Source organism: Flavobacteriaceae bacterium GSB9, assembly GCA_022749295.1.
GTDB lineage: Bacteria > Bacteroidota > Bacteroidia > Flavobacteriales > Flavobacteriaceae > Flavisericum.
In genome coordinates, this window is record CP062007.1 from 2,885,414 (window position 1) to 2,911,375 (window position 25,962).

The 25,962-nt window shown below is 37.2% G+C and carries 24 protein-coding genes; 11 read left to right on the top strand and 13 right to left on the bottom strand.

All coding sequences use genetic code 11. The features are described from left to right. Positions 1-27 precede the first annotated feature (27 nt). From GSB9_02547 to GSB9_02549, 3 genes are read right to left on the bottom strand one after another with little or no spacing between them, the layout of a single operon-like run. Complete coding sequence (locus GSB9_02547; protein ID UKM65974.1) at positions 28-1,212, bottom strand: efflux RND transporter periplasmic adaptor subunit; 1,185 nt, start codon at positions 1,210-1,212, stop codon at positions 28-30. 27 nt (positions 1,213-1,239) lie between these two features. Then, positions 1,240-2,580 carry a TolC family protein gene (locus GSB9_02548; protein UKM65975.1) on the bottom strand — a complete coding sequence of 447 codons (1,341 nt, stop codon included), beginning with the start codon at positions 2,578-2,580 and terminating at the stop codon, positions 1,240-1,242. 3 nt (positions 2,581-2,583) lie between these two features. Continuing rightward, complete coding sequence (locus GSB9_02549; protein ID UKM65976.1) at positions 2,584-3,189, bottom strand: TetR/AcrR family transcriptional regulator; 606 nt, start codon at positions 3,187-3,189, stop codon at positions 2,584-2,586. Between the two features lie 122 nt (positions 3,190-3,311). Between GSB9_02549 and GSB9_02550 the strand changes: the two genes are divergently transcribed. The 6 genes from GSB9_02550 (at position 3,312) to GSB9_02555 (ending at position 7,686) form a co-directional block, all read left to right on the top strand. Beyond that, positions 3,312-4,286 carry a polyprenyl synthetase family protein gene (locus GSB9_02550; GenBank protein ID UKM65977.1) on the top strand — a complete coding sequence of 325 codons (975 nt, stop codon included), beginning with the start codon at positions 3,312-3,314 and terminating at the stop codon, positions 4,284-4,286. Continuing rightward, positions 4,287-4,634, top strand: coding sequence for a hypothetical protein (locus GSB9_02551; protein UKM65978.1), 348 nt, complete (start codon positions 4,287-4,289; stop codon positions 4,632-4,634). 61 nt (positions 4,635-4,695) lie between these two features. Further along, complete coding sequence (locus tag GSB9_02552) at positions 4,696-5,130, top strand: Rrf2 family transcriptional regulator (protein ID UKM65979.1); 435 nt, start codon at positions 4,696-4,698, stop codon at positions 5,128-5,130. 49 nt (positions 5,131-5,179) lie between these two features. Continuing rightward, complete coding sequence (ric, locus tag GSB9_02553) at positions 5,180-5,929, top strand: iron-sulfur cluster repair di-iron protein (protein ID UKM65980.1); 750 nt, start codon at positions 5,180-5,182, stop codon at positions 5,927-5,929. Between the two features lie 112 nt (positions 5,930-6,041). After that, positions 6,042-7,235, top strand: coding sequence for a hypothetical protein (locus tag GSB9_02554; protein UKM65981.2), 1,194 nt, complete (start codon positions 6,042-6,044; stop codon positions 7,233-7,235). Further along, positions 7,225-7,686 carry a hemerythrin domain-containing protein gene (locus GSB9_02555; GenBank protein UKM65982.1) on the top strand — a complete coding sequence of 154 codons (462 nt, stop codon included), beginning with the start codon at positions 7,225-7,227 and terminating at the stop codon, positions 7,684-7,686. Before GSB9_02554 ends, GSB9_02555 begins: the two co-directional genes overlap by 11 nt. A 2-nt stretch (positions 7,687-7,688) precedes the next feature. Here the strand turns inward: GSB9_02555 and GSB9_02556 are convergent, their stop codons facing one another. From GSB9_02556 to GSB9_02564, 9 genes are all read right to left on the bottom strand, one after another. Then, complete coding sequence (locus GSB9_02556) at positions 7,689-8,471, bottom strand: ABC transporter permease (protein UKM65983.1); 783 nt, start codon at positions 8,469-8,471, stop codon at positions 7,689-7,691. Continuing rightward, the gene (locus GSB9_02557; GenBank protein UKM65984.1) at positions 8,464-9,171 is read right to left on the bottom strand and encodes an ABC transporter ATP-binding protein; all 708 of its coding nucleotides are present in this window, start codon (positions 9,169-9,171) and stop codon (positions 8,464-8,466) included. The genes GSB9_02556 and GSB9_02557 overlap by 8 nt, the downstream gene beginning before the upstream one ends. Further along, positions 9,165-10,400, bottom strand: a complete 1,236-nt coding sequence (locus GSB9_02558; protein ID UKM65985.1) for a nitrous oxide reductase family maturation protein NosD — start codon at positions 10,398-10,400, stop codon at positions 9,165-9,167. Before GSB9_02558 ends, GSB9_02557 begins: the two co-directional genes overlap by 7 nt. Before the next feature lie 164 nt (positions 10,401-10,564). Further along, positions 10,565-10,999, bottom strand: coding sequence for a nitrous oxide reductase accessory protein NosL (locus GSB9_02559; GenBank protein ID UKM65986.1), 435 nt, complete (start codon positions 10,997-10,999; stop codon positions 10,565-10,567). A gap of 12 nt (positions 11,000-11,011) precedes the next feature. Next, positions 11,012-11,617 carry a hypothetical protein gene (locus GSB9_02560; GenBank protein ID UKM65987.1) on the bottom strand — a complete coding sequence of 202 codons (606 nt, stop codon included), beginning with the start codon at positions 11,615-11,617 and terminating at the stop codon, positions 11,012-11,014. Positions 11,618-11,755: 138 nt separating this feature from the next. Next, complete coding sequence (gene nosZ, locus GSB9_02561) at positions 11,756-13,726, bottom strand: Sec-dependent nitrous-oxide reductase (protein ID UKM65988.1); 1,971 nt, start codon at positions 13,724-13,726, stop codon at positions 11,756-11,758. A 10-nt stretch (positions 13,727-13,736) separates the two neighbouring features. Continuing rightward, entirely contained in the window at positions 13,737-14,336 is a 600-nt protein-coding gene (locus GSB9_02562) for a fasciclin domain-containing protein (GenBank protein UKM65989.2), read from the bottom strand. Positions 14,337-14,343: 7 nt separating this feature from the next. Further along, a complete protein-coding gene (locus tag GSB9_02563) occupies positions 14,344-14,844 on the bottom strand; it encodes a cytochrome c (GenBank protein ID UKM65990.1) in 501 nt (166 codons plus the stop codon). Positions 14,845-14,987: 143 nt separating this feature from the next. Beyond that, positions 14,988-15,518 carry an alpha-ketoglutarate decarboxylase gene (locus GSB9_02564; GenBank protein UKM65991.1) on the bottom strand — a complete coding sequence of 177 codons (531 nt, stop codon included), beginning with the start codon at positions 15,516-15,518 and terminating at the stop codon, positions 14,988-14,990. A 156-nt stretch (positions 15,519-15,674) separates the two neighbouring features. Here GSB9_02564 and GSB9_02565 point away from each other — a divergent pair, with 156 nt between their 5' ends. The 3 genes from GSB9_02565 (at position 15,675) to pth (ending at position 20,394) form a co-directional block, all read left to right on the top strand. Then, positions 15,675-18,419 (top strand): 2-oxoglutarate dehydrogenase E1 component, encoded by a 2,745-nt coding sequence (locus GSB9_02565; GenBank protein ID UKM65992.1) that lies wholly within the window; start codon positions 15,675-15,677, stop codon positions 18,417-18,419. Between the two features lie 39 nt (positions 18,420-18,458). After that, a complete protein-coding gene (odhB, locus tag GSB9_02566) occupies positions 18,459-19,670 on the top strand; it encodes a 2-oxoglutarate dehydrogenase complex dihydrolipoyllysine-residue succinyltransferase (protein ID UKM65993.1) in 1,212 nt (403 codons plus the stop codon). Between the two features lie 97 nt (positions 19,671-19,767). Further along, positions 19,768-20,394, top strand: coding sequence for an aminoacyl-tRNA hydrolase (gene pth / locus GSB9_02567; GenBank protein ID UKM65994.1), 627 nt, complete (start codon positions 19,768-19,770; stop codon positions 20,392-20,394). A gap of 32 nt (positions 20,395-20,426) precedes the next feature. Here the strand turns inward: pth and GSB9_02568 are convergent, their stop codons facing one another. Further along, positions 20,427-23,441, bottom strand: coding sequence for a M12 family metallo-peptidase (locus GSB9_02568; protein UKM65995.1), 3,015 nt, complete (start codon positions 23,439-23,441; stop codon positions 20,427-20,429). A 238-nt stretch (positions 23,442-23,679) separates the two neighbouring features. Here GSB9_02568 and GSB9_02569 point away from each other — a divergent pair, with 238 nt between their 5' ends. Then, entirely contained in the window at positions 23,680-24,615 is a 936-nt protein-coding gene (locus GSB9_02569) for a bifunctional riboflavin kinase/FAD synthetase (protein ID UKM65996.1), read from the top strand. Next, on the top strand, positions 24,605-25,933 hold the full coding sequence (locus GSB9_02570) for an HTTM domain-containing protein (GenBank protein ID UKM65997.1): 1,329 nt from the start codon (positions 24,605-24,607) through the stop codon (positions 25,931-25,933). The genes GSB9_02569 and GSB9_02570 overlap by 11 nt, the downstream gene beginning before the upstream one ends. Positions 25,934-25,962: the final 29 nt, after the last annotated feature.

Below are 25,962 nucleotides of genomic sequence, written 5' to 3' on the forward strand. Positions count from 1 at the left end.
TCTTTTATAATTAAAGTCGGCTACAGTCTATTGGCTATCGTCTGCATTAATTACTTTAACGGTTTGTCCATCTTTAACACTGCGTGCGCCTTCTTTTATGATTTCGGTACCATTGCTAACGCCATCAATAATTTCGATAACATCGCCTTGTGTTTTTCCTGTTTTTACAATAACACGGCTAGCCACCCCTTCGTTATTGCCATTTTTATTTTTTAGGGTGTACACATATTGTTCGCCGTTAGCATTTTCAGAGATAATACTTTGCGGCACTAAAATGGCTTTTTTATTGGTGTAATCGTTAATTTGAATTTTTGCCGTTAAGTTTGGTTTTATGTTTTTAGTATCGTTTGGAATACCGACTTCAATTTTAAATGTTCGGTTGTCTGGGTTGATAAAATCCCCAGCTTGACGTATTTCGGTTTCTACTTTTTCCCCTAACACTGGAAATTCAACTACTACATTTTTGCCTTTGGTTACATTTGAAATATAACTTTCGGGTACATTGGTTTCAATATACATATCTTTTAAGTTAACCAAACGTATTAATGGTGTTTGGCCTGCTGCAACAACACTACCTTGCTCTGTGATAACATCGTCAATGGTGCCAGAAAAAGGTGCTCTAACTTTGGTTTTTGCTATTTGCTCTTTTAATTGGTTAACCGTTTCTTTTTGAGACTCATAGTTGGATTTGGCTTGTAAATATTGAATTTCACTACCAATATTTTCATCCCACAAACGTTTTTGACGCTCGAAAGTAGTTTTTGCCAAGTCGGCTTGAATTTGCAATTGTGCCAGTTGCTGGCTTAAACCACCGTCGTCAATTTTAGCTAATAGTTGTCCTTTGCTAACACGTTGCCCTTCCTTCACATAAACGTGGGTTAAAATGCCATTAAATTCTGGCGTGATAACCAAAAGGTTTTTTGTTGTAACGTTACCCTGTAACTCTAAAGTGTGCTCAAAAACCTCTTCTTTTGCGGTTAAGGTGGTTATCAACGGTACGTGTTTTACGGTGTCAATCTTTGAAATAGCTTCGTCAAGCTGTTTTAGTTTACTGTTGATTGCTTCTTTTTCATTTACCAGTTCGGCGCGTTTTTGGCGGATGCTTTCTAAGTTGTTACTTTCTAAAACGCTTTCAACCGAATTTTTTTTGGCCTCGACTCCGCAGGAAACTAAAAACAAGGTAACTATTATTAATAAAGATGTATGTTTCATTTTTTGGTGTTTTTTTTTGATTGGTGATTAATTAAATGTATTTAGGACGGTCTCTAAGGCAGCTTTTTTATTGATAACATCAAGCATAGCCTGTAAAAACTCTTGTTGTGCGGTGTAGAGTTGTATTTGTGCCTGACGCAGTTCGAAACTGGAACCAACACCTTGAAAAAATTTAGTTTGGTTTTTAGTTTCTATGCGTTCGGCAAGATTTAGGTTTTGTTTTTTGTTTTCGTAATCCTCAACGGCAAACTGGTAATCGCTTTTAGCCGATGCGATTTGCAATTGGATTTTTTGCTCAGTTTCCTTTAAATCGTCTTTTGCTTTTTCCAAGTTTATCTTAGCCCGTTTGGTTGCAGCACTTCGTCCAAATGAACTAAAAACGGGGATGTCTATACTAACACCAAATAAAGAAAAGCCAAACCAGTCTTGCTCTTTATTGGCGAAGTTAAACTCGTTTCCAAAGCCAGAATACCCGCCGTTTACAAAAGAATTTATGGTAGGTAACGCTTTGCTTTTTTCTAATTTTAACAATAGTTCTTTTGAGCGCTTATCGTTCGCAGCAATTCGGTAGTCGATGGTGTTTTCAACATTTTCATCGGCTTCGAGTAAACCTAAAGCGATATTTTGTGCCGTTAGGGTTTCTAAATTGTCGGTTAAGTTTGTTGGGTTGTTGATGTCCAAACCAAGTGTGATGTTCAGCATTTGATATGCCAAATCTTTTAATCGACTAACATTTTTATAGTTGCTCTTAACGCCCGATAATGTGATTTGAAGTTGCTCAACACTTTCTTGTTCTTCTAAACCGTTTTCATAGATTTTCTGTGTTTCGAAAAGATTTTCTTCTAAGGTTTCAATATTTCGTTCTAAAATATTGATGCTTTCTTCGGCCATTAATACGTTGCCATAAGCTTCAATTACAGCTTTCCGAACTTCTAAATCGGTTTTTTCTTTGGCGTTTTTAGAAATCTGTAAATATACTTTTGCAGATTGCAATCCCACTAAATAAGAACCGTCAAAAATCTTTTGGGTTAAGGTGGCTGTTGCCATGATGTTTTGTTTCGGGCTGAAAATGACATCTTGAAACTCACCTGGATTTCCGCCAAAAAATTCAGCGGGAATTAAAGATACTTGTTGTTTTAAGAAGTTTTGGTAATCTATAGTGGTGTTTATTTGTGGCAATCCGGTAGCAGTGGTTTCCCATTTTTGTTTCTTGGCAGCATCGATATCTCGGGCAGCATTTTTCGCAGTTCTGTTATGCTCTAAGGCATAATCTATGGCTTCCTGTAGCGTAAAGCTTTTTGGGATGTCTTGCGAAAACCCTTGTATGGCCAATAGAAAGCCTAATATTATAATAAGTTTGTGCTTCATGTTTTATGATTGATTTGATGTTAGATGTTTATTTAGTATTTCAATACCTTTTTCTGTTACAATAGCTCTTAAATGGTATTCCAAAAAGCTTTCTAAAAGGTATTCCATAGGAAATTGGTCTTGAGGAAAAAAATTTTCGTCTTTTATGCCCGTCATGCCGTTAAAGTAAATTCTGGAAACGAAATCGATATCTATATTTTTTCTAAACAGCCCTGTGTCGACGCCCTTTTGTAAGCTTTCTATAACCGATTGGTGCATTTTTTCAAATTGCTTTAAATGCAACTGGCGATAAATGTTGGGGTAATATTTTTTTAATTGAAATTGTGGCGACGTTTTTTCGTTATTTAAATAGCGCATTACAAACAGTTTTATATCGTACAATTGTTCAATGGGGTTTGGCGCAGTGTTGCAAATACCATCAATGCCCTCGCAAATATTTTCAAAAACTTCAAAAGTAACGGCTTCAACTAACTTGGTTTTGTTTTTAAAGTGTACGTAAATGGTTTTTTTAGAAATGCCCATGTCGTTGGCAATATCATCCATCGTGACACTTTTAAACCCAAAGTTTAGGAATAAATGCTGTGCTTTATTTATAATTTGTTCTCTCATTTGTGTGCAAATGTACTTCAGGAAACTTTGAAAACAAAAAAAGTTTCCTAGGTTTTACAATAATTTAACACTCTGTGTGTTTTTGTGCTTTTTTGTACGGTTAATTCATTTATTTTTGTTGCATGCTTTCAATAACAACTTACCAAGAAGACTTTGTTGCCTATTTGCAGCAATACGCTGTAACTAAGGATCCCAAAAACCTTTACGAGCCCATTACGTATATTTTAAATTTGGGTGGCAAACGGCTAAGGCCAGTGCTTACTTTAATGACAACCGATATTTTTAATGGTGACTATAAAACGGCTATGGATGCGGCACTTAGCATTGAGGTGTTCCATAATTTTTCTTTGGTGCACGACGATATTATGGACGATGCCCCATTACGAAGGGGGAAGCAAACTGTACATGAAAAATGGGACATAAACACTGGAATTCTTTCAGGTGATGCTATGTTGATCATGGCTTATCAATTGTTTGAAAATTATGAGTCCAAAACATTCCAGGCGTTGGCAAAATTGTTTAGCAAAACCGCTTTAGAGGTTTGTGAAGGCCAGCAATACGACATCGATTTTGAAACCAGAACTGATGTTTCAATTGATGCGTATTTAAAAATGATTGAATATAAAACTGCCGTTTTAGTGGGGGCAGCCATGAAAATGGGCGCTATAGTAGCCCATGCTTCAGAAGCCAATCAAAATCGAATCTACGAGTTTGGTAAAAATTTGGGTATAGCTTTTCAGTTACAGGACGATTATTTAGATGCTTTTGGTGACCCAGAAGCCTTTGGAAAACAAGTGGGAGGCGATATTATTGAGAACAAAAAAACCTATTTGTATTTGAAAGCTTTAGAGTTTTCTAATGCGTCTGATAAAGCAGAGTTGACACAATTGTTTTGCACAAATCCAGAAGACGTTACAACAAAAATACAAACGGTTAAACAGCACTTTTTAGCATCAGGTTCAGCAGAGGCAACAAAAACGGCCATTGCTGATTATACCAAAAAAGCCTTTTCGGTGTTGGATGTTCTTGATATAGCAGAAGATAGAAAAGTAATTTTAAGGGCTTTTGGAAATAATTTAATGAATAGAACCGTTTAGATGCAATTGCCAGCCACTTTTAATGATTTGATTGCTGAAGCCAATCGACTTAAACTCTACAAAAAATTAATACAACAGCTTAACAAAGATTTTCTTCTGGCCAATGTAGATTTAGATTTTCACGAAGATATTTTGCCCTCAAGTTTAAAATTGTTGCTTCATGAAGCTGTTTATAGACTTATTCAGGAAAAATTTACAGAATACCTCAACCTGCTTTACATTGTTGATGTTTCTGAAACAGCTGTTAGAGCCTTAGATGGTGATGATTTGGTCAAACTTTCAGAAGACGTATCGTTTCTAATTTTAAAACGGGAGTGGCAAAAAGTTTGGTTGAAAAGCAAATATTAATAAGGATAATTTTGTCTTATTTAAAATTTCTTCATAATTTTGTGTTGAAATAAACGATTATATGTTTTCAAAAGCTTGTGAATACGGCATAAAGGCTACTATTTTTATTGCGACTAAATCGTACGAAGGTGAACGTGTAAGCCCAAAAGAAATATCAAAAGAAATTAATTCTCCGCAAGCTTTTACTGCCAAAATTTTACAGGCACTAGTGCGCAACAATGTTATAAATTCTATAAAAGGTGCGCATGGCGGTTTTGAAATCGATAAGGATAAAATTGGGGCGATTAAACTTGCGCAGGTTGTAAACGCTATAGACGGTGACGCCATATACAAAGGCTGCGGTTTGGGTTTGGAAAAATGTGATGAAAATCACCCTTGTCCGGTACATGATAAGTTTAAGGGCATAAGGGGAGAGCTCGCCTTTATGTTAGAAAACACTACTCTGGAAGAACTGGCACTAAACATAAAATCTGGAACATCATTTTTAAGGATTTAAAAATTTTTTAACTATAAATAGGATAAAATTATCCGAAATTAATAATACTATGGAAATATTAAGTAACAATGCCCAAAAACAAATAGGGCAATTTGTAGCAGACGATTACAGAACAGCAGCGATTTTTAGCAATTACGGTATAGATTTTTGTTGCGGTGGACACAAAACTATTGAGGACGTTTGTAATAAAAAAGATATTGATGCCATTGCGTTATTGAATGAACTCGATGCCGTGTTGAATACTAAAACCAGTGAGTCTATTGATTACAAATCGTGGCCAATGGATTTGTTGGTCGATTATATTGAAAAAAAGCACCATAGATACGTTGAGGAAAAAGTGCCGGTTTTACGACAGTTTTTAGATAAACTATGCCGAGTGCATGGCGAGCGTCACCCTGAGTTGCTAGAAATCAATAAACTTTTTACAGCTTCGGCAGGGGAGTTGGCCAGCCATATGAAAAAGGAAGAACTCATTCTTTTTCCTTTTGTGAAGAAAATGGTGTCGGCCATTGCCAACCAAAGTGGTGTTGAAGCACCGCATTTCGGTACCGTTGAGAACCCTATTGCCACAATGATGGAAGAGCATGACAACGAAGGTGAACGGTTTAGAAAGATTGCAGAGTTAACCAATAACTACAATCCGCCAGCCGATGCTTGTAATACCTATCGGGTAACCTTTGCTATGTTGGATGAGTTTGAAAAAGACCTGCACCTGCACATTCATCTCGAAAATAATATTTTATTCCCTAAAGCTGTAAAACTAGAACAGCAGTTTACAAGACAGCAACCTGAAGCATAGCAACTAAAACATCTAGTTTTATTTTTTAGAATTCCAGAAGGGGCAACGCTTCTGGAATTTTTAATTTAGTAGTTTATAAAACATTTGCTTAGTGGTTGTAAAACAAAAAATAATGCCTAAAAACCTTGTTGCAACTTGTTTGGTTAATTTTTTAATAGCAGCCTTAATGGGGCTCGTGTTGCGCTATGCGTTTATTGGCGAATTAAATTTCAACTATCGGTTTTTAACACATGCCCATTCGCATGTTGCCATGTTGGGTTGGGTGTATTTAATGATTTATGTGCTTTTTGTGCATTATTTCGTGCCCGAAAAGAAGCCCGTATTTATGCGGTTGTTTTGGCTTACCCAGTTGGCTGTTGTAGGTATGATGTTAAGTTTTCCGCTGCAGGGCTATGCGGCTATTTCCATTTTGTTTTCCACTTTACATATTTTTTGTAGTTATTATTTTGTGTTTTTAATCTGGAAACATCAAAAAATAAAATCACCAACGGTTCAAAAATTGTTTAAAGCCTCGTTGGTATTCATGCTGTTATCAACTTTTGGCGTATGGTGTTTGGGACCGGCAGTTTCTATGCAAGGGCCAGCATCGGCTTTTTATCAAATAGCCATTCAGTTCTTTTTGCATTTTCAGTTTAATGGTTGGTTTTTAATAGCTGTTTTAGCTTTACTTTTTTATAAGTTGAAGGTTGAAAAAACAAGAACCTTTACTTTGTTTTACACGCTACTGTTGGTTTCAGTTGTATTTACTTTTGCGTTGCCGATATATTGGTTTGTTCCGCTTAAAATTTTTTACTGGATGAATGCGTTGGGGGTTTTATTGCAATTATGGATGTTGTTTTTATTTGTTAAGCTTGTAAAACCTCTTTTGGTTCTGTTTTTAAAAGAACGTCAAAAGCTTATGGCCTTAATATTTAGTTTTGCTGTGGTTGGGTTTGCAATTAAAGTGAGTTTGCAATCACTTTCGCTCATTCCAGAAATGGCCGAGGCAGCCTACCAACAGCGTAATTTAGTCGTTGGGTTTATTCACTTGCTTATGCTTGGCGTCATTACAGGGTTTTTGTTCGGTTTTATTTTAGAAAATTGTTTGCTTCGCTTCAATAGGCTATTGCACATAAGTATTTGGGTGTTTGTTTTGGGCTTCGTGCTTACAGAACTCATATTGATGCTTCAAGGTGCGATGCTCTATTTTGCAAAAGCGGTTTTGCCGCATTATTTTTTACTGCTTTTTATCTCCAGCTTATTTTTGCCAATGGGAATAGCAGGCGTTTTAATTAATATTTTAAAAAAGAATTCAAATGGAACATAAACCACTAAAACGGCACAAAGCACTACAGCCTCTAAGTAGAGAACACCACCAAGGCTTGTTGCTATCTTGGAAAATAAGAATGGGACTAAAGAAAAATATTGAGCCAAAACGTATAAAAGTATATGCTAATTGGTTCTACAAAACGCACCTTATTCCACATTTTGAAATGGAAGAGGCTCACATCTTTACCATTTTAGGTAAACAGAACAAACTCGTGAAGCGTGCCTTGGCCGACCATAAAAGATTGGGTCGCCTTTTTAACTTAGATGTTGAAGACTTAAAAACACTGAACAAAATAGAGGAGGAGCTAGAACAGCATATTAGGTTTGAAGAGCGTGTGTTGTTTCCAGAAATTCAAAAGGTAGCTACAGAACAGCAGTTGGCTACCATTGAAACTTTACACCACGAAGAAGCCTTTGTAGATAACTTAGACGATGAATTTTGGGTCTAATTTTAAAAATCCTTCTTTTTCGATTTAAGGGCAATACGAAGTACGGGCAAAATTACCCAAGCGGTTAACATGATAAACGATACAATGAGCCCTAGGTCGGTGCCAAAGAATTTTTTAAACACTGCACCAGTATAGCCCAGAAGCGCAGAGATATCAAGTTTTAAAAGAATGAGGGTGCGTGATAAATCGATAGGATTTAGCATCGTGCCGAATAGCGATAGCTTGTCTAAGGGGTAATCTTCAAACAGAATGAGCGACATTAAAAATATACCGTCGTAAATAATGGCTAAAAACAGCCACAGGAGTATGGCAAAGCCAAAACCCTTTATTTTATTTTCGTTTGAAAGGGCTATGTTAAAAGCTAAAGCAGAAAAAATAAAGGTTAAAAAAGTGCCTGTAATGAGCAATAGCGAAAAATCCCAAATAGCATTACTTTTAAATAAACCGTAAAATATAAATGGAATACCAAGCCCTAATATTAAACTCATTGATAACGAAATGGCCACGCCCAAATATTGACCCAAAAATATTGATGTTCTGTTTAAGGGTTGTGCCAATAACAATTCGGTGAATTCTTTGGAGTTATAATAGTACATCACCCCAAAAACTGTTCCTATTAACGGAACAAGAACAATAATAACGTTCATTAATGTTATGACAGCTTTAGAGAGGTCGTTGTTTAGAAATAGCAGCACAATGCTTAGCAACAAATAAAAAGCAAAGTACACGTAACTCCAACGGCTGCGCATTAAATCGTAAAAACTGTATTTTAATATCTTAAACATGGTTGTGGGTTAATATTGATGCAATAGCATGTTCGAAATCGGGTTGATGGGTCTGTGTTTTTAATTTTGATATCGATCCTTTAAAGTATATTTTGCCATCCAATAAAAACACAATTTCATCCGATATTTCTTCAACAAAACTCATAATGTGAGAGGTGATTAATATGGTTTTGCCTTTTTCTTTTTCAGCTTGAATTAAGGTTTTTAACCGGATTAATGAAATAGGGTCTAATCCTGTTGTGGGTTCGTCAAGAATAATAAGCGGACTGTTAAACATAAATGTTAATACCAAGTTTACTTTCTGCTTGGTGCCACCGGACAGGTTTCCTAATTTTTTGTCTAGAAAAGGTTCAAGTTTAAAAAGTTCAATAAGTTGTTTGTCTTTATCGGTTTGACCTCGTAAATCCTTGATCATGGTTATCAATTCGCTAACTTTAAGGTTGTTGGGAAAATTGGCGATTTGCGGTAAATAATCAATTTTATGCCTGTAACGTGAATTGTTTTTAATGTTTTCTTCCAAAACGGTAATGTGCCCGTTGTTGGGGATAACCATTCCTAAAATAGATTTAATTAGAGTGGTTTTTCCTGAACCGTTGGGACCAAGTACTGCAAAAATACCGCCTTTTTCAATGTCAAGATTCACTCCGTTCAAAACAATGTTTTTGCCAAATTTTTTATGTAGGTTTTGAATGCTTACCATGATATTCTTTTAATTGAAGGGTTGTTGTCCATTAAATTATCGGGTGTGAAAACTGGTGAAACTTTTTCAGAAAAATCGATGATATCAATAAACAGACTTCTAAGCAAGATGATGGTTTCTGGTGTTCGGTTTACCACGTAAGAAAACAGTTTTACTGGTCTGTAGGGTATATCTCCAATGCCATTTTTGTCCAAATCGTAACCGGTATAATTGCTCCAATAATTTTGGTCGAAAGTATTGTCGTTAATCTTACTGTTATATGAAACGTCAAAAGAGTTATAAAGAAAATTGTTTTTAAAAAATCGATTGGAGTAACACGCTCCTCTAACTTTAACGGCCCATCCGTTATTGATAAAGTTGTTCTGCGAATAATTGATCCTGTTAGAACCTTCAACATTAATGCCTATGGTATTTTCATTAAAGGTATTGCCTGTTATTTCAGCATCGTTTATTTCTTTTAAGAGCAAACCGTAAGAGGCAGTTCCCCAATTTTCTTTAAACGTATTATCAAGCATTTTTATTTTTTTTGAAAACATTACGGCAACGCCAGCACCATTGTTTTCGAAGGTGTTGTTTTGGTAGGTGTCGTTGTTTGAAAACATAAAATGAAGTCCGTAGCGTAAATTTTTAGTGCTAATATTGTTTTGAATGTGGCAGTTGTGTGAAAACTCTAAATAAATACCATCACGTACGCCTTGTACAATGTTGTTTTCAATTTGTATATTGTTACAATACCAAAGCTGAATACCGTTCCCGGAGTTGTATTCCTGTACAGCATCGCCAATTATTTTGTTATGGAACACTTTACCGTTTTTGGCTTTTTCAAGATAAATGCCAAAAAACAACTTTTCTAACACCAAGTTTTTAATAATAAAATTTTTGCTGTTCTTAACTCGAATAGCGGCATAATCTTCAGTATAGCTGGTGCCCACGTTTTTTATGAATAAGCCATCAACGGTAACACCGTCTGAAACAACAGTAATGATCTCGCCTTTATTTTCACCATCAATTACTGGGTAGTTTTTGCCAATAATGGTTAGGGGCTTATCAATTACAATATTGTAGGCTTTATAGTTACCTTTTTTAACCAAAATAGTATCGTAATCTTTTGCGGTAACGATTGCACTTTGTAATGAAGACACCGCACACGTATTGCAAACCGAAATGGTTTTGCCAGTAGCTTCAAGACAACTCAAAAAAAGGATTAATATGGGCAATAATGTTTTCATTGTTATAGTGATCTTCCCGGCTGGGTTCTAAAACTAACAAATACAAATAACGCAGGCTCTATTGTAATGATTAAATATGATAAACGAGTGGTTTTAGAGTGCTTTAGGAAATTAAAAAAAGCACAGGAATCCCGTAAAAATAGATTTTTCGATTTTATATCCAGCTATTTTAAATGCTCAATCAAGGCTTCCCATGAAAATAATTTGCCGCCTTTTTCAAGTTGTGCGTTTTCAGCATCAGCTTTGGTTTTGAAAGCTGATAGGAAAGCTCCCATAGGGCTTGGTATATTTTCACTTATTAAAAAAGTGGCTTGGGTTGCATCTATTAAGTCTCCTGGAGCTTTGTAATTGTTGGACAGGTATAGTTTAATGTTTTGGTTGTTGAATGTTTTCATGAAATTTATCATGCACTCGGTGGCATCAAACTTGTAAACTTTTCCTTTTTTTGTAACAATTTCAGCAGCATGGAGTTTGTCAACAATGGTCATTTTGCAAAAGTGGCAGCCGTCATTTCCATAGTCGATGGCTTGCGGTTTTGCGTTACAGTTCAATAAGATGTATGGAAATGCTATTAAGCAAAGTAATTTTAGTGTTTTCATTTTTAGTGTTTTTTAGTTTGCTAGATTTAAGCGTTTTTTTTGTGCTTTTTTACCCATTGAATAAGCGATAAAGGCACATGCCATCCCGGCGCCTAAAAAAAGTGCGCCCAATCTAGGGTACGAGTGCGCTCTAAAGTTCAAGATGTCTTTACTGCCAAACAAAGGTGGTTGGAATCCCATGACAGAGCCGTCTGGGTTTGTAAACTTCATAATGGCCTTGGGGTCTAAATTATGGCCGTAATCGTGTTCCCATAAATAAAAATCATATAAACCGGCAGTACTTAAAACCATCATCAAAACAAACCAAAATAAAAACCATTTATAATTTCCTTTAAAAGCAATTATTAACCCTATAATGCTTGTAATAAGTATTCCTAAAGGAAAAATTTTAAATTCAGGTATAGCTTCTGGAATGTATTTCATGCCCACATAATGGTTCATCAAGTTTATGTTTTTAATATCGTGGGGGTGTGCATCAGAAAAGTCGTTAATGTGGATATACATGCCCAAAGGTGTTGGATATTGCGGCGCCTCAAGTGTAATTTTCCAAAGCGGAAATAAAAATAGCCCAAGCGGTAAAATGGCTGCAATTAGCATGATAATGTTTGACTTTTTCATCTTGTTGGAATCTTAAATTAATAGGTTTTCTTTTTTAAGAGGCATTGTGTTTTTTAGAATAAAGGCGAGAGCGAAAAAAATCAACTCTCGCCTTCTTTAGGAGAATAAACACTAAAATAAAACTCTCCTGATTTTTAATTACTCAATATTCTCACCCAACGACCATTTTAGTGGTGTTTTGGCATTCGTTGCCGAAACGCGAACATAACCTTGCATTTCTTGGTGCAAAGCAGAACAGAAATCGGTACAATAAAACGGCCATACGCCTTCTTGTTTGGGTTCCCAAACAAAGGTTTCGGTTTGCCCTGGCATAATTAACAGCTCAGATGTGTTAGCGCCAATCATGCTAATACCGTGAGGTACATCGTAATCTTGTTCTAAATTGGTAACATGAAAGTAAACGCGGTCGCCCACTTTAATACCTTCAATATTATCTGGAGAAAAATGACTGCGAATCATAGTCATGTAAACATGAACTGTTTTTCCATCGCGAACCACTTTTGTATCGGCCTCATTTTTTGTTGCAAAAGGATGTTGATTGTCTTCTAGGTTAAAAATCTTTTTAGAACGTGGTTTTATTAAATCTGCAGGGCAACCAGCAGCGTAATGGGGTTCGCCAATGGTTGGGAAGTCTAACAGGAGCTCCATCTTGTCGCCCGAAATATCATAGAGCTGAGCCGATTGTGTTACCTCTGGGCCTGTTGGCAAATAGCGGTCTTTTGTGATTTTATTCATAGCTACAACATATTTGCCCCAAGGTTTTTGTGAATTACCACCAGGAATCATTAAGTGCCCCACAGAATAGTAGCAAGGCTGCCTGTCTACCACTTCCCATGTACCAAGTTTCCATTTTACAACTTCAGAAGAAATAAAGAATGTGGTGTAGGCATTGCCTTTACCATCAAATTCGGTATGTAAGGGACCCAATCCAGGTTGCTCAACTGAACCGGCTAAAACATCATCAAAGTTTAAAATAGGAATACCATAAGCATCGCCAGCAAATTTTTCGTTTTCAATGGCATCTAGCATTTTGGTAAATGAATGTACTGTAAGGTTTGCAGAAAGTTTACCGTTACCAACAATGTACTCGCCAGAAGGGTCAACATCACAGCCGTGAGGTGATTTAGGTGTTGGCAACAAAAATACTGCACCAGGTACCTCTAACGGGTTAACCGTTAAAACCTCTTTTTTCATGGTTGAGGTTGCGCTATGAGTTGATTCGTCGTAAACGTTATGGGCATAATTAGCGGGCATCATAGTACCGCCACCATTGTTTACGTATTCTTCTATTTTTTTCCAGTTAACGGCAGCAATAAAGTCTTTGTCGTTTTGAGACGCATTAACCTCTAGTAATGTGTTAGCTTCCTCAGAGTTGTACGTAGTGAAGAAAAACCAGCCGTGTGATTTACCTCTACCGGGATGTGATAAATCGTAATCAAAACCAGGCATGATTAATTGGAACTTGATGTCCATGTGCCCATGTTCTGGTTCAACAGAAATAAAGGTTAAAGACCCTTTAAAGTTACCTTTGTAGTCTTTAATGGGCATGTCTTTCTGTGGAATTGGCACTGAAAAACGAGTTCCGGCAACTACATATTCTGTGTTTTCTGTAACAAATGAAGAACTGTGATTACCCGCACTGTTGGGGACTTCAATAATTTCGGTGGTTTCAAAAGTTGACAAATCTACTTTAGCAATGCGAGGGGTGTTATTTCCATTAATAAAAACCCAGCGACCATCAATCACCCCATTTGTTTGTGAAATGTCTGGGTGGTGGGCATCGTCCCATGGTACAAAACCGTGCGAGGTGTTAAGCATAGGTTTTGTTTCTTCGTTATAGCCATAAGCTTTTTCGGCATCTTGCGAAAACACAGGTATAACTTTAAATAAGCGACCGGATGGTAATCCGTAAACAGACAGCTGTCCGCTAAACCCGCCAGAGATAAAGGCGTAAAACTCATCGTGCTCACCGGGAGCAACGTAAACTTTTTCGGCAACATTGCCAGCTAGGGCTCCGGATTTTCCAGAAGATTTGCCCGAATTATTACAACTGGTAAAAGCCGCAAGAATGGCAAACAGTGCAATAGTTGATTTTAATATTGTTTTCATTGTTTTGTATTTAGTTAGAATTATTGTCTTTTGAAGGCGGTAAAAGTACTTTGTCTATAACGTGAACAATACCGTTACCGGCTTTTACCGAAGCAATGATGTTGGCGCCTCCAATAATAGGTTTTCCGTCAACCACCTCAACTTGAACATATTGGTTATTTGCCTGTCCTAGTTTTGGAAGCTTAGTTAAAATAGTGGCGCTTAAATTGCCCGGAGTAACGTGGTATTTTAGAATATCGGCCAGAGTAGACTTGTTTTCAGGTTTCACTAAATTCTCAACGGTGCCTTCTGGTAATGCGGCAAAAGCTTTGTCTGTTGGTGCAAAAACGGTTAAAGGGCCAACATTTACCAAAGCGTTTTCAACTTGAGCGGCTTTAACAGCAGCAACAAGCGTTTTGTGGTTTGGGGAATTAATGGCTATTTGTAAACAGTTAGGTGTAGCCTCATCATCAGTAATAAAAGCTTGACCAGATTGTTGTGTTGTAGTTGTCTCACTTTCTTTTGTTTCGGTGGTGTTGTTTTTTGACTGATTGTTGCATGCTACAAGAGTAAAACCTAGAATGAAGGTTGTGTAAAGTAGCATGAACATAAATTGTTTAATTGGCTTCATGTTTTCTTTATTTTAGGGTTCTGAAGTATTCTAATACGGCTCTGGCATCTTCTTCACTTAAGTTTTGATTGGCCATTGGGGAGCCGTTAAACTCAATTAACAGGGCTTTGGCCAAGGGGTCTTTTTGCACCATTTCTTCCGGATTTAAAATCATATTCATGACCCATTCCGGAGAACGTCGCTCTAAAACACCGGTTGGAGCGGGTCCAATAAATTTTTTATCGGGTCGGTGGCAGGCTGTGCACATTTTTTTAAACACATCGGCGCCCTGAGCTGCCATTTCTTGATTTATTTCTGGGTCTAAGGAAAGCGAGGTAATAGGCCCAACACCTATATTGCTAAGGTCTATTTGTTTGGAGGCAGGAACAGACTCGGCTTTTTTAGTTGTTTGCTCCGTTGTTTTGGGTTTTTCGTATGAAAACCCTTTTTTCTTTTTTTCCTCTTTCCCGCCACAACTTATTAGCATTGCAGCTAGTAAAATGATTGTTGATTTTAATATTGTCTTCATGTAATATTGGTTTAGTACAACAAAAATACATGGAGACTATGAAGGATAATATGATAAAAGTCATATTTAAGATAAAAATGTCCTTTTTAGGTTTTGTCTTAAGATTTGAGGTGTTTAAGGCTTGTTTGCCCAAATGTTACAGATTAAAAATAAAGTCTCACAAAAGGCATCCAAGAATCGGCATAAATGCTTTTGGTGTGATCATATAGAATGTCATACCTAATTCCAAAGGTAACATTACGGCTTCTGTACCCAGCGCCAAGAAACAGGGCAGGGGACCAATAGCGGTCGTCAGGAATACCTAAATTTACATTATACCTTCTGTTTACATGAAGGTGTTCATATTCTGCTGATAGCTGAAAAGTTTGAAAAATATTACCCAAAGCAATAAGGCTGCCGCCTAAAATGGTAGTTTTAAAATGGCCTTTTTGATTGTTGAATGTGGCATTTAAACCTAGGCCTGTTGCAATATGCTTGTTGAATTCATAAATGGCACTCGGTGCAATAGTGGCGCTAAAATAATTGTCACCAAAATTTAAACCTAAGCCACCACCAAAGCGAACCTGATTCCAAAAAGTAGAATAGCTTTTTTGAGCCGAAATATGAGTTGTAGTAGTCAGGAAAATGATTAAAATAAAGAATGTTTTTTTATTGATTGTGAGTAATACGTTCATATCAGTGAAAAATCATTAAAAAATTAACAGATAATTATGGCATATTAATTTCAAAGGGTTCAATGCTATAAATATAGTTAAACGAACATCTAATTTTACTAAAAGTTGTATTTTTGAAAAATATTTTGACTAACCTACACGGGATTAAAAGAAACAATGGATAAATTTTCGTTTTTAAACGCAGCACATACAGCATTTTTTGCAGATTTATACGAGCAGTACCTTCAAAATCCAGATGCAATAGAGCCAAGTTGGAGAGCCTTCTTTCAAGGTTACGATTTTGGTAGTGAAAATTATGGAATGGATGGCGAGATAGTAGATGGTGTGTCTGCTCAAATGCCTGAATACCTCCAAAAGGAATTTCAGGTTATTAAATTAATTGACGGCTACAGAATGCGTGGCCATTTGTTTACCAAAACCAATCCTGTACGTGATAGAAGAACGTATTCCCCAACTCTAGACATTGAAAATTTTGGTCTTTCCGAAAACGATTTAGATACGGTTTTTAATGCCGGTGAAATTTTAGGGATTGGCGCTCAAACACTTCGACAAATTATTGTTCACTTAAAGCGAATTTACTGTAGTTCTATTGGTGTGGAGTATATGTATTTGCGTAACCCAGAGGTGATTTCTTGGTGGCAGGGCAATTTGAACTCCAATGATAATCAACCCAATTTTTCGGTCGAAAAGAAGAAATATATTTTATCCAAAATAAACCAAGCCGTAACTTTTGAAAACTTTTTGCAAACAAAATATGTTGGGCAAAAGCGGTTTTCGTTAGAGGGAGGTGAGTCTTTAATACCAGCTATAAGTAACGTTCTATTCTATGCCGTTGAAAAATTTGACGTCAAAGAGTGCGTTTTAGGTATGGCCCACCGTGGTCGGTTGAGTACATTGGTTAATATTTTCAGAAAACCTTTAAACGAGTTGTTTAACGAATTTGATGGAAAAGATTTCGAAGATGAAAATATTGATGGCGACGTAAAATATCACTTAGGTTTAACGCTAGATAAAACCTATCAAAATGGGAAAACTATCAAAATGAATTTGGTGCCTAACCCATCCCATCTTGAAACTGTTGCTCCAGTGGCAGAAGGAATTACCAGAGCTAAGATTGACAATGACTATGACGGAGACGATTCTAAAATAATCCCCATAATTGTGCACGGCGACGCTGCCATTGCGGGGCAAGGCGTGGCTTATGAAGTAGCACAAATGAGCCAACTAAATGGTTATAAAACAGGAGGTACGGTTCATATTGTTGTTAATAACCAAATAGGATTTACAACCAATTATTTGGATGCACGTTCCAGTACTTATTGTACCGATGTGGCCAAAGTTACCCTTTCACCGGTGATGCACGTTAATGCTGATGATGCTGAAGCCGTGGTTCATGCTGTTGAATTGGCCTTAGAGTACAGAATGCGATACAAGAAAGATGTTTATATCGACTTATTAGGATACAGAAAATATGGTCACAACGAAGGTGATGAACCTAGGTTTACACAACCTAAACTTTACAAAGAAATAGCTAAACATCCTAATCCGTTTAAAATATACTCTGAGAAGCTTATCGCCGAAAATACAGTTGATAAAGCCTATGTAACCAATATGGTAGATGAGTTTAAAGATACTTTAGAGTCAGAATATGCCAAATCGAAAGAGGCCGATTCATCTAAGGTAAGAGAGTTTATGCCAGCGCGTTGGGAAGGTTTTGAACGTAGAGGTATCGAGGCGATGCTAGAATCAATGGAAACGGGCTATGCTGAAGAAAAGCTAAAGCATATTTCAAAAATTGTCTCTACAGTTCCAGAAGGCGTTAAGTTTTTAAGAAAAGCTGAGCGTATTTTAGAAGGGCGTTCAAAAATGGTTTTTGAAACCGATACCCTTGATTGGGGCATGGCCGAAACTTTGGCCTATGGAAGTTTGTTGGAAGAAGGCTATAACGTGCGTATATCAGGACAAGACGTAGAGCGCGGTACCTTTAGTCACCGTCATGCCATTTTAAGGGACGAAAAATCTGAAGAGCGTATTAATCTTTTAAACACTAATTCAGATAATAAAGGCGAAATGTATATTTACAATTCCTTTTTATCGGAGTATGGTGTTTTAGGTTTCGACTATGGTTATGCTATGGCAAACCCAAACACATTAACCATTTGGGAAGCGCAGTTTGGAGATTTCAGTAACGGTGCCCAGATTATTTTCGATCAATATTTATCGGCAGCCGAAGACAAGTGGAAATCACAAAACGGTATTGTTGTACTTTTGCCCCATGGATATGAAGGGCAAGGATCTGAGCATTCATCAGCTAGAATAGAACGCTACCTACAATTATGCGGAAATGACAATATGGTGGTTGCCGATTGTACGACACCAGCTAATATGTTCCATCTGTTACGTCGTCAAATGAAACGCGATTTCAGAAAACCGCTAATCGTATTTACCCCAAAGAGTTTATTGCGTCATCCTAAAGCGGTGTCGTCAATTAGCGAATTGGCTTCAGGAAAATTCCAAGAGGTTATAGACGATACAATAGAACCTAAAAACGTTAAAAAACTAGTGTTCTGTACCGGTAAATTCTATTACGATCTATTGGAAGAAAGAGAATCACTGAATAGAGATGATGTTGCCTTAGTTAGAATAGAACAGCTGTTTCCACTTCACTTAGGTAAAATCCAAGAAGTAATTAATCGTTATGCCAACGTAGAAAAATACGTTTGGGCTCAAGAAGAACCTAAAAATATGGGCGCGTGGATGCATATGGCTCAACGCATGGACTTGGTTAAATTGGAAGTATGTTCTAGACCATATAGTTCCGTTCCGGCACCAGGTTCTAGTACCAGAGATAAGAGAAGGCAAAAACGTGTTATAAACGATGTTTTTGACATCACTGAATAAAAACAAAAAGAATTTAAGATACCATTAAAATTATAAAGAATGATTTTAGAAATGAAAGTTCCTTCGCCAGGGGAATCTATTACGGAAGTTGAAATAGCAACATGGCTTGTAGAAGATGGAGATTATGTTGAAAAAGACCAAGCTATAGCAGAGGTAGATAGCGATAAGGCTACTTTAGAGTTGCCTGCTGAAGCTAGTGGTACCATTACCCTAAAAGCAGAAGAAGGTGATGCGGTTGCTGTTGGCGCTGTAGTTTGCTTAATTGATACGGATGCTGAGAAGCCAGAAGGCGACGAGGCTCCAAAAGAAGAAAAGAAAGAAGAAGCTCCTAAAGAAGAAGCTTCAAAAGCATCTGCACCAGAGTCTAAAACGTATGCGACAGGAAGTGCCAGTCCTGCCGCAAAAAAGATTTTGGCCGAGAAAGATATTGAAGCATCCTCAGTTAAAGGAACAGGAAAAGATGGAAGAGTAACTAAAGACGACGCTGTTAAAGCAGTACCCTCTATGGGAACACCAACTGGTGGAAATAGAGGCACGTCTCGCACTAAAATGTCGATGTTACGCCGCAAGGTAGCCGAGCGATTAGTTGAGGCTAAAAATACAACGGCCATGTTAACCACCTTTAACGAGGTTGATATGTCGCCAATATTTGCATTGCGTTCAGAATATAAAGAAACCTTTAAGTCTAAACATGGTGTTAGCCTTGGGTTTATGAGTTTCTTTACAAAAGCTGTGGTACGTGCTTTGGAAATGTACCCTGCAGTAAACTCGATGATTGACGGAAAGGAAATGCTAACCTATGAGTTTTGCGATATCAGTATTGCCGTTTCCGGACCAAAAGGTCTAATGGTGCCTGTAATACGAAATGCAGAGAATTTAAGCTTTAGAGGTGTAGAGTCTGAAGTAAAGCGTTTAGCGCTTCGTGCCAGAGATGGTCAAATTACAGTTGATGAAATGACCGGTGGTACCTTTACAATTACCAACGGAGGTGTTTTTGGCAGTATGTTATCTACACCAATCATTAATCCACCGCAAAGTGGTATTTTAGGTATGCATAATATCGTTGAGCGTCCTGTAGCCATTGATGGAAAAGTAGAAATTCGTCCTATCATGTATGTTGCACTATCTTACGACCATAGAATTATTGATGGTAAGGAGAGTGTGGGATTCTTAGTGGCCGTTAAAGAAGCTCTAGAAAACCCTATTGAACTGTTGATGGATAATGATGTTAAAAAAGCGTTAGAATTATAAAAAAAGGAGTGTTTCCTTTGCTTTAAAATATTAGTGTTAAAAGCATCCTACATTATTTAGGATGCTTTTTTATTTTTGCACAAAACAACGAACTTCTATGTGGGCATTTTTAAAGCAATTATTTAAGAAAAAAACGCATTCAGAAGAACGAGATGTTATGAAAAAATTTTTGATAGTGGGCTTGGGTAATATTGGTGAAAAGTATGCAAACACACGCCATAACATAGGTTTTAAAGTGTTAGATTATTTTGCGAGCCAAGAAGATTTGACTTTTGAGACCCAAAAATTGGGTGATGTGGCAACCTATAAATTAAAAGGACGAACCTTTATTTTTTTAAAGCCCAGTACCTATATGAATTTAAGTGGGAAAGCTGTTGTGTATTGGATGACCAAAGAAAAAATTCCAATGGAGAACCTTTTAGTGATTACTGACGATTTGAACTTGCCCTTTGGAAGCATCCGATTAAAAACTAAAGGCAGCGACGGAGGCCATAATGGGTTAAAGGATATTCAGCATAAATTAAATACCACAAAATACAACCGATTTAGGTTCGGAATTAGTGATGCATTTGGTAAAGGTCGACAAATTGATTATGTTTTGGGCGAATGGACAGACGAAGAAACCAGTCAGTTGAGGGAGCGATTGGAGAAATCCTCAGAGCTGATTAAATCTTTTGTTCTAGCCGGTGTCAATAATACTATGAATGCTTTTAACGGCAAATAAAGCACAGGTTAAAAGTAACTTTTAGTGGAACCTTATTCAATGACTATTTTCTTTGTCGATTGCATTAGGCCATCATTAACTTTTAAAATGTAGATACCCGATTGGGTAGTCTTCAGCCTTACGGTTTCACTAAAATCTCCCGCCTCTTTATACGTTTTATGATAAATAATTCGTCCACTAACATCAAAAAGGTCAACCGCTATTTTGCTTGCAGAAGTACTTCGTAATTTTATGGTAAATTCACCGCGATTAGGGTTTGGAAACACTTGAAAATCTTCGAAGTCAAACGCTTTAATGCTCAAGGCGGCTTCAATGCTTAATTTGTAATCTTCAATTTCGCCGTCAAAATTATTTTCGCATGCAGTTGGTTCTCCATCATCTTTGTACTTTGTAGCTACGCGCATTATAGTATTTCCTAAAATCGCATCATTAGGAACCGTAATTGATAGTGGTGAATTGTTGGTAGGGCCATCGGCTACATTAAAGGCATCACCTAAATCGTATTCCTCTCCAGGGTCGTCAAAACTACAGTTTTGGTTCCAGTCTATCCAAACCTTGGTAGTGGTTTCGTAAGCACCATCATTGGGGTCGGTGTTGGCGTTTACCGTTAGATCATATGTACTGTTTCGGTTTACGGTAGTGGAAGTTGTTGTAAAATCGGAATAAGCAGATTTGCCTGATGCATTATCAATGGTATTAAATTGCACAAGTGTAGTACTTGTTTGATAATCGAGATTGCCTGATGCAATACAAATGGAATTGAAAAAAGGAAAATCTACATAAACGTTTTTGGTTTGTGTTGTGGCCGTACCAGTAATAACGATATTGTAATTGCCTTGCGATACATCGTCTAAATTACCTATGGTCATGGTTGCAGTACCGGAATTACTCAAATTTGTTGGCGAAAATGAAACGGTAGCACCTCCTGGCACACCGGAAGCGCTGAATGTGGTAGTTTCAGAAAACCCATTTACCGCAACATATTCAAAATTAAACGTAGCACTGTTGTCGCCACAACTAATTGGAGATAAAGTTGGTTCAACAATAAAAAAGCCGGGATTTGTTGAAATTGAAAAATCAAAATCAGAGACGTCGTAAAAAATATTATCGGCAGCTTCAATTAATATACGTGCTGTATTGGTATCTGCAATTGCGGGCACGGTGTAAGTGTACGAACCATCGTTAGCTGTGTTTGAAACTATGGTTGTAGGAAAGGTTTTGCCACTATCAGTTGATAATTTAATATTTACAAACTGGCAATTTATAGTGGCTGCATCTGCAGTTTGTCCAACATTCCATTCTATGGTTTGTGTTGTGGTTTGTGCCCAATTAACAGGATTGTTTGCAGTAAAAGGTTCGGTGCTATTTACGGTAATTTGCATAAAGTCTACATCGGTTTGTCCACCACCATTCGTTCCAATAACATCGTTGTCCCTTACGGTTAAAGCAAATTCCATGGTTCTGTTAACCGAGGGCAGTTTTTCCCAATCGGTTGAGCCATTGGTTGTAAGGTAATCAGGGAAATCAGGAAAATATCTTGTGCTGTTATTTGTGCCTTCATAAGATCGAAATAATGGACCTGTAGTATTGCTTTCTTCAGGTGCTCCCGCCGCTCCCAAATCGTATTGCTCCCACGTATAAGTATGGGTGCTTATGCCATCGGGGTCGGTTGAGTTTCCGGTAAGCTTGAAGGCTGTTGAAATGGGAATGGTGTAATTGTTCCCTGCGTTTGCTAGGGGGGCTGAATTTCCTGTGGCCGTTTGTGTGGCGCAAGTACTCAGGCCTGTGGTTATGTTGTCCCAAATCATTTGAATACTTTTTTGATGAAAATAGGCATCGCTGCTCAGTTGCACGTTCTGTGATGAGCATAAGCCAGCATAGGCCATAATTGTTGAGCCACTACCCGGTTCGTAGGCATTGCTTGAACTTCTGTTACCGCTACAACTTCCCGTGTTGCCGTTAAAGGTGTGGGGAGCTCCAAATTGATGTCCCATTTCGTGAGCCACAAAATCGATATCGTAGGCATCGCCAACAGGAACAGATGACCCCGTAATACCCATGGCTTTCTGCTCGTCTACACATGGGGAATTTAATGTGGCGTAACCGCCGCCGCCGGTACTAAATGTATGGCCAATATCATAATTTTCTGGAAGTATGGTACTGTTTATAACAGATTGGCTTTGGTCAATTAAAATTTCGGCATCGTTGTTGTCAAAACTGTCAGAGTCAATAAAAATAATATCGGTATTGTCAATCAATACCATTTTAATGGATAAATCGCGCTGAAAAATAGCATTAACACGTGTCATGGTTGTTACCATAGCGTTCAAAACTTCAATTTTTTTATCAGCTTCGCTGTCACTTGGTGATAAACCAGCAGCCATCCAGTGGAACTCTGAATATTCAATAGTAGAGGCTAAAGCCAGCCTAAACGTTCTTAAAATGCCATCATTGGCGTTTTTAAAGGATTTTGTGGTTTTGGTTGTGTTTTTTGCTGTATTAATGGTTTCTTCAAAATAACATTCAAAACCTTTTTTTAAGTTGGGCAGATCTCCCTTGTTGTAAACAATGTAGGTGTTGTTCTCTGTATAGGGGTCGATAAACTGCACACCATTTTCAGTTGAAAATACCATAGCATGAAGGCCACGTGTAGTCAGGCTAAAAGCTATACTCGAAGCGTGGTTATTAATGTTTTGGCCAATAAAAGTTCTTATGTTTGGATGTTTGGCTTGAAAATCGGGTTCTAAAATTGAAGATTCTTCAACTTTAAACGTTTCTAGCTCGCCCGAACTGTTTGGGAAGTTTATTAAAACATTGGAAGCATCCTTTGTTGAGGTTCTATGGGCTTTTGTTAGAGTTGTTTTCAGTTTTTCTATATCCAATTGAAAGTAGCCAGCCTTTGAAGGTTCTGTTTTCCTAACAAACTTTTTTCCCGTCAGGGTAGGTGTTTTAGTCCACAAGCCTTGTTGGTTTTGGGAAAACACATTAGTAGAAATACATAAAAACAGTATGGCGAGAGCGGTTAAATTTCTTGTAAAAAGATTCATAGCAATTGTTGTTTGTGCATTGTAGCTGGCTAAAAATACTTTGTATTAATATGAATTGCAAAAAATAAAAGCTGTTTTCAATAGCCAAAACATGTTTAAGCCATAAGTTTAGTATAAACTTTAAATTTACCTTGAAAAAGTAATGGGTTGCTAAAATAAACAGCAACTTTGGTTTTCTGTAAAAGCTTTCAGTTTGTTTTAAGATCTATTATACCTAGTTTTGTAGAAAATAATCGGCTTGAAAACGAAGAGTAATTTAAATGCTTTAGAAAACCAAGAAACGGTAGTGACTATCGGGACTTTCGATGGGGTGCACATTGGGCATCAAAAAATAATAAAGCGCCTTATTAAAACGGGTGCAGCGTTTGGGTTAAAATCTGTCATTCTTACTTTTTTCCCACATCCACGCATGGTTTTGCAAAAAGATTCGAACATAAAACTCATTAATACCATTGATGAGCGCCACGGGATTTTAAATGCACTTGGGTTGGATTATTTAATTATTAAGACATTTACCCACGAGTTTTCAAGGCTGTCTGCAGAAGATTTTGTGAAGCAAATTTTAGTGGATAAGCTTAATGCTAAAAAGGTGATTATAGGTTACGACCATCGTTTTGGACGAAATAGAAATGCTGATATCAACGACTTGAAAGCCTTTGGTGAGATTTATGGTTTTCAAGTTGAAGAGATTTCGGCTCAGGATATCAACGATGTTTCGGTAAGTTCCACCAAAATAAGAACAGCATTAAAGGAAGGCGATATTGCTAAGGCTAATGCTTATTTAGGATATAATTTTATGCTAACCGGTGTTGTTTCAAAAGGGAAGGGCTTGGGTAAGCAAATCCACTATCCAACTGCTAATATCCACATTGAGGAAGATTATAAGCTCATTCCGAAAAAAGGGGCATATATAGTAAGCTCTAAAATAAATGGTCGTCTTTTTTATGGCATGATGAATATTGGAACCAATCCAACGGTAAATGGTAGCCATCAAACCATTGAGGTGAACTTCTTTGATTTTGATGCAGATATTTATGGTGAAAAAATTCAAGTCGACTTGTTGCAACGCCTCCGCGACGAAAAGAAATTTGAATCGGTTGAAGGTTTAAAAGAACAACTAGCCATAGATAAAAAAACGGCACTGGAATATATTTCAAAACAAAATGCTCAATAATTGGCTGTTTAAATGCATTGATAATTCTGCATTAATAGTTTTCAGGATTATATTTGGCCTGTTGTGTTTTTTAGAATCGGTAGGTGCCATATTCACAGGTTGGGTAAAAGATGTACTTGTCACTCCTAAATTTACGTTTTCATTTATTGGTTTTGAGTGGTTACAACCACTTCCTGGCAACGGTATGTATATTTACTATACTGTAATGGGTGTTTTCGGTTTATTTATTATGCTGGGTTATAAGTATAGACTCAGTGTTGTAGGTTTTACGTTGATGTGGTCGGCAACTTACTTGATGCAAAAATCGTCATATAACAACCATTACTATCTGCTTATGTTGATTAGTAGTTTAATGGTTTTTCTGCCCGCTAATAGATATGCTTCAATTGATGCTAAATTAAATCCGAAAATAGAACGTATTGATATGCCGCAATGGTGTCGTTGGGTCATTATTTTACAACTTTTTATTGTTTATACCTATGCTTCATTAGCGAAATTATACCCAGATTGGTTAAACACAACCGTCATGGAGTTGTTTATGGAAGCCAAGCAGCACTATGTTTTGATTGGTAATTTGCTTCAGCAGAAATGGATGCATTATGTTTTAACCTATGGTGGAATTGTGTTTGATGGCTTAATTGTGCCGTTGCTACTTTACAAGCCCACTCGAAAATATGCCTTTTGGGTATCTGTATTTTTTCATTTATTTAACTCTGTGGTGTTTCAAATAGGGATTTTTCCCTATTTAGCGTTGGCTTTTACATTGTTCTTTTTCGAACCAAAAACCATTCATAAGATTTTCTTAAAAAGAAAACCGTTTTATGACGGTCAAGCCGTAGTGCTTCCAAAGTATAAAAGCTTGTGGATAAGCGTTTTTTCAATATACTTTATAGTGCAAATAGGCCTGCCTTTAAGGCATCATTTTTTTGAAGATAATGTACTTTGGACCGAAGAAGGCCACAGACTGTCGTGGCGTATGATGCTTCGTACCAAAGGCGCACAAATTGCGTATTGGATAGAAGACAAGGAGACCAACAGACGCGAGTATGTTAATTTAAACGATTACTTAACGACCAAACAAAAGCGGGCGGCCAGTACAAAGCCCGATGTTATATGGCAGTTTGCCCAGCACTTAAAGCAAGAATATGCGGCCAAAGGCAAAGCGATTGCGGTTTATGTAAATTGCAAAGTAAGTGTTAACGGCAAGCCATTTGAACCTTTAATAAATCCAGAAATAGATTTGGCTAATTCACCTTGGTATCCATTTAAACACAGTGCTTGGATTTTACCTTCAAAACCCGGGCAAATAAATAAGTAATTCCTTAAATTTGTCGCTTAAATTTTCAC

What these genes read in the sequence shown, in the direction of transcription:
- GSB9_02551 (UKM65978.1), top strand. Translation starts at nt 4,287, where the DNA reads ATGCAATTGCCAGCCACTTTTAATGATTTGATTGCTGAAGCCAATCGA.
- GSB9_02558 (UKM65985.1), bottom strand. Translation starts at nt 10,400, where the DNA reads ATGAAAACATTATTGCCCATATTAATCCTTTTTTTGAGTTGTCTTGAA.
- ric (UKM65980.1), top strand. Translation starts at nt 5,180, where the DNA reads ATGGAAATATTAAGTAACAATGCCCAAAAACAAATAGGGCAATTTGTA.
- GSB9_02564 (UKM65991.1), bottom strand. Translation starts at nt 15,518, where the DNA reads ATGAACGTATTACTCACAATCAATAAAAAAACATTCTTTATTTTAATC.
- GSB9_02555 (UKM65982.1), top strand. Translation starts at nt 7,225, where the DNA reads ATGGAACATAAACCACTAAAACGGCACAAAGCACTACAGCCTCTAAGT.
- GSB9_02548 (UKM65975.1), bottom strand. Translation starts at nt 2,580, where the DNA reads ATGAAGCACAAACTTATTATAATATTAGGCTTTCTATTGGCCATACAA.
- GSB9_02550 (UKM65977.1), top strand. Translation starts at nt 3,312, where the DNA reads ATGCTTTCAATAACAACTTACCAAGAAGACTTTGTTGCCTATTTGCAG.
- GSB9_02552 (UKM65979.1), top strand. Translation starts at nt 4,696, where the DNA reads ATGTTTTCAAAAGCTTGTGAATACGGCATAAAGGCTACTATTTTTATT.
- GSB9_02556 (UKM65983.1), bottom strand. Translation starts at nt 8,471, where the DNA reads ATGTTTAAGATATTAAAATACAGTTTTTACGATTTAATGCGCAGCCGT.
- GSB9_02563 (UKM65990.1), bottom strand. Translation starts at nt 14,844, where the DNA reads ATGAAGACAATATTAAAATCAACAATCATTTTACTAGCTGCAATGCTA.
- GSB9_02562 (UKM65989.2), bottom strand. Translation starts at nt 14,336, where the DNA reads ATGAAGCCAATTAAACAATTTATGTTCATGCTACTTTACACAACCTTC.
- GSB9_02554 (UKM65981.2), top strand. Translation starts at nt 6,042, where the DNA reads ATGCCTAAAAACCTTGTTGCAACTTGTTTGGTTAATTTTTTAATAGCA.
- GSB9_02568 (UKM65995.1), bottom strand. Translation starts at nt 23,441, where the DNA reads ATGAATCTTTTTACAAGAAATTTAACCGCTCTCGCCATACTGTTTTTA.
- GSB9_02565 (UKM65992.1), top strand. Translation starts at nt 15,675, where the DNA reads ATGGATAAATTTTCGTTTTTAAACGCAGCACATACAGCATTTTTTGCA.
- nosZ (UKM65988.1), bottom strand. Translation starts at nt 13,726, where the DNA reads ATGAAAACAATATTAAAATCAACTATTGCACTGTTTGCCATTCTTGCG.
- GSB9_02570 (UKM65997.1), top strand. Translation starts at nt 24,605, where the DNA reads ATGCTCAATAATTGGCTGTTTAAATGCATTGATAATTCTGCATTAATA.
- GSB9_02549 (UKM65976.1), bottom strand. Translation starts at nt 3,189, where the DNA reads ATGAGAGAACAAATTATAAATAAAGCACAGCATTTATTCCTAAACTTT.
- GSB9_02547 (UKM65974.1), bottom strand. Translation starts at nt 1,212, where the DNA reads ATGAAACATACATCTTTATTAATAATAGTTACCTTGTTTTTAGTTTCC.
- GSB9_02557 (UKM65984.1), bottom strand. Translation starts at nt 9,171, where the DNA reads ATGGTAAGCATTCAAAACCTACATAAAAAATTTGGCAAAAACATTGTT.
- GSB9_02560 (UKM65987.1), bottom strand. Translation starts at nt 11,617, where the DNA reads ATGAAAAAGTCAAACATTATCATGCTAATTGCAGCCATTTTACCGCTT.
- pth (UKM65994.1), top strand. Translation starts at nt 19,768, where the DNA reads ATGTGGGCATTTTTAAAGCAATTATTTAAGAAAAAAACGCATTCAGAA.
- GSB9_02559 (UKM65986.1), bottom strand. Translation starts at nt 10,999, where the DNA reads ATGAAAACACTAAAATTACTTTGCTTAATAGCATTTCCATACATCTTA.
- odhB (UKM65993.1), top strand. Translation starts at nt 18,459, where the DNA reads ATGATTTTAGAAATGAAAGTTCCTTCGCCAGGGGAATCTATTACGGAA.